2 rRNA genes are annotated in these 3,321 nt (G+C 52.2%); both read left to right on the forward strand.

Annotated features, from left to right (window positions below):
• Positions 1-164: 164 nt before the first annotated feature.
• Positions 165-3,071: ribosomal RNA gene (locus tag H0248_RS02710) — 23S ribosomal RNA — on the forward strand.
• 135 nt (positions 3,072-3,206) lie between these two features.
• Positions 3,207-3,321: ribosomal RNA gene (gene rrf / locus H0248_RS02715) — 5S ribosomal RNA — on the forward strand; the annotation flags it as partial.

Here is a 3,321-nt window from a genome sequence, read left to right on the forward strand (position 1 = left end):
TTGCTCTTTAACAATCTGGAACAAGCTGAAAATTGAAACATGACAGCTGAACATGCATGACGGCCTTCGGGTGTGTCGTGATGAATCAGTCTGTCAATGAGTCTCTCAAATAATCGCAGCGCGGATAGTGACTTTGGTTTACTAAAGACACCTTCGGGTTGTGAGGTTAAGCGACTAAGCGTACACGGTGGATGCCTAGGCAGTCAGAGGCGATGAAGGGCGTGCTAATCTGCGATAAGCGTCGGTAAGCTGATATGAAGCGTTATACCCGACGATACCCGAATGGGGAAACCCAGTGTGTTTCGACACACTATCATGACATGAATACATAGTGTCATGAGGCGAACCGGGGGAACTGAAACATCTCAGTACCCCGAGGAAAAGAAATCAACCGAGATTCCCCCAGTAGCGGCGAGCGAACGGGGAGGAGCCCAGAACCTGAATCAGTTTGTGTGTTAGTGGAAGCGTCTGGAAAGTCGCACAGTAAAGGGTGATAGTCCCGTACACAAAAATGCACAGATTGTGAGTTCGATGAGTAGGGCGGGACACGTGACATCCTGTCTGAATATGGGGGGACCATCCTCCAAGGCTAAATACTCCTGACTGACCGATAGTGAACCAGTACCGTGAGGGAAAGGCGAAAAGAACCCCGGCGAGGGGAGTGAAATAGAACCTGAAACCGTGTACGTACAAGCAGTGGGAGCCTACTTGTTAGGTGACTGCGTACCTTTTGTATAATGGGTCAGCGACTTATATTCTGTAGCAAGGTTAACCGAATAGGGGAGCCGTAGGGAAACCGAGTCTTAACTGGGCGTTAAGTTGCAGGGTATAGACCCGAAACCCGGTGATCTAGCCATGGGCAGGTTGAAGGTTGGGTAACACTAACTGGAGGACCGAACCGACTAATGTTGAAAAATTAGCGGATGACTTGTGGCTGGGGGTGAAAGGCCAATCAAACCGGGAGATAGCTGGTTCTCCCCGAAAGCTATTTAGGTAGCGCCTCGTGAACTCATCTTCGGGGGTAGAGCACTGTTTCGGCTAGGGGGTCATCCCGACTTACCAACCCGATGCAAACTACGAATACCGAAGAATGTTATCACGGGAGACACACGGCGGGTGCTAACGTTCGTCGTGAAGAGGGAAACAACCCAGACCGCCAGCTAAGGTCCCAAAGTCATGGTTAAGTGGGAAACGATGTGGGAAGGCATAGACAGCCAGGATGTTGGCTTAGAAGCAGCCATCATTTAAAGAAAGCGTAATAGCTCACTGGTCGAGTCGGCCTGCGCGGAAGATGTAACGGGGCTAAACCATGCACCGAAGCTGCGGCAGCGACACTTAGGTGTTGTTGGGTAGGGGAGCGTTCTGTAAGCCTGCGAAGGTGGCCTGTGAGGGCTGCTGGAGGTATCAGAAGTGCGAATGCTGACATAAGTAACGATAATGCGGGTGAAAAACCCGCACGCCGGAAGACCAAGGGTTCCTGTCCAACGTTAATCGGGGCAGGGTGAGTCGACCCCTAAGGCGAGGCTGAAAAGCGTAGTCGATGGGAAACAGGTTAATATTCCTGTACTCGGTGTTACTGCGAAGGGGGGACGGAGAAAGCTAGGTTATCCGGGCGACGGTTGTCCCGGTTTAAGCGTGAAGGTGGATGACTTTGGTAAATCCGGGTCATTGTTAACACTGAGGCGTGATGACGAGTCACTACGGTGATGAAGTAACCGATGCTACGCTTCCAGGAAAAGCCTCTAAGCTCCAGGTAACATCAAATCGTACCCCAAACCGACACAGGTGGTCAGGTAGAGAATACTCAGGCGCTTGAGAGAACTCGGGTGAAGGAACTAGGCAAAATGGTGCCGTAACTTCGGGAGAAGGCACGCTGATGGTAAGTGAAGTGACGTGCTCACGGAGCTGAAATCAGTCGAAGATACCAGCTGGCTGCAACTGTTTAATAAAAACACAGCACTGTGCAAACACGAAAGTGGACGTATACGGTGTGACGCCTGCCCGGTGCCGGAAGGTTAATTGATGGGGTCAGCCGCAAGGCGAAGCTCTTGATCGAAGCCCCGGTAAACGGCGGCCGTAACTATAACGGTCCTAAGGTAGCGAAATTCCTTGTCGGGTAAGTTCCGACCTGCACGAATGGCGTAATGATGGCCAGGCTGTCTCCACCCGAGACTCAGTGAAATTGAACTCGCTGTGAAGATGCAGTGTACCCGCGGCAAGACGGAAAGACCCCGTGAACCTTTACTATAGCTTGACACTGAACCTTGAGCCTTGATGTGTAGGATAGGTGGGAGGCTTTGAAGCGTGGACGCCAGTCTGCGTGGAGCCAACCTTGAAATACCACCCTTTAATGTTTGATGTTCTAACGTGGGCCCGTAATCCGGGTTGCGGACAGTGTCTGGTGGGTAGTTTGACTGGGGCGGTCTCCTCCCAAAGCGTAACGGAGGAGCACGAAGGTTAGCTAATCCTGGTCGGACATCAGGAGGTTAGTGCAAAGGCATAAGCTAGCTTGACTGCGAGAGTGACAGCTCGAGCAGGTGCGAAAGCAGGTCTTAGTGATCCGGTGGTTCTGAATGGAAGGGCCATCGCTCAACGGATAAAAGGTACTCCGGGGATAACAGGCTGATACCGCCCAAGAGTTCATATCGACGGCGGTGTTTGGCACCTCGATGTCGGCTCATCACATCCTGGGGCTGAAGTAGGTCCCAAGGGTATGGCTGTTCGCCATTTAAAGTGGTACGCGAGCTGGGTTTAGAACGTCGTGAGACAGTTCGGTCCCTATCTGCCGTGGGCGTTGGAAGATTGAGAGGGGTTGCTCCTAGTACGAGAGGACCGGAGTGAACGCACCACTGGTGTACGGGTTGTGATGCCAATTGCATTGCCCGGTAGCTAAGTGCGGAAGAGATAACCGCTGAAAGCATCTAAGCGGGAAACTTGCCTCGAGATGAGTCTTCCCTGGACACTTGATGTCCCTGAAGGGCCGTTGAAGACGACGACGTAGATAGGCTGGGTGTGTAAGCGTAGCGATACGTTGAGCTAACCAGTACTAATGACCCGAGAGGCTTAACCTTACAACACCGAAGGTGTTTTGTGATGAAAGACTCATAGATTTTGATAGTCAGCTTGTTCAGAGATTGGTTCTGGTGGTTGTGCGGATAAGAAGCGAAAGCGACTGAAGTACGACGGCTGGAATGAAACAGAATTTGCCTGGCGGCGATAGCGCGGTGGTCCCACCTGACCCCATGCCGAACTCAGAAGTGAAACGCCGTAGCGCCGATGGTAGTGTGGGGCTTCCCCATGTGAGAGTAGGGAACTGCCAGG

The organism is Pectobacterium brasiliense (genome assembly GCF_013449685.1).
In the GTDB taxonomy this organism is placed as follows: Bacteria; Pseudomonadota; Gammaproteobacteria; order Enterobacterales; family Enterobacteriaceae; genus Pectobacterium; species Pectobacterium brasiliense_A.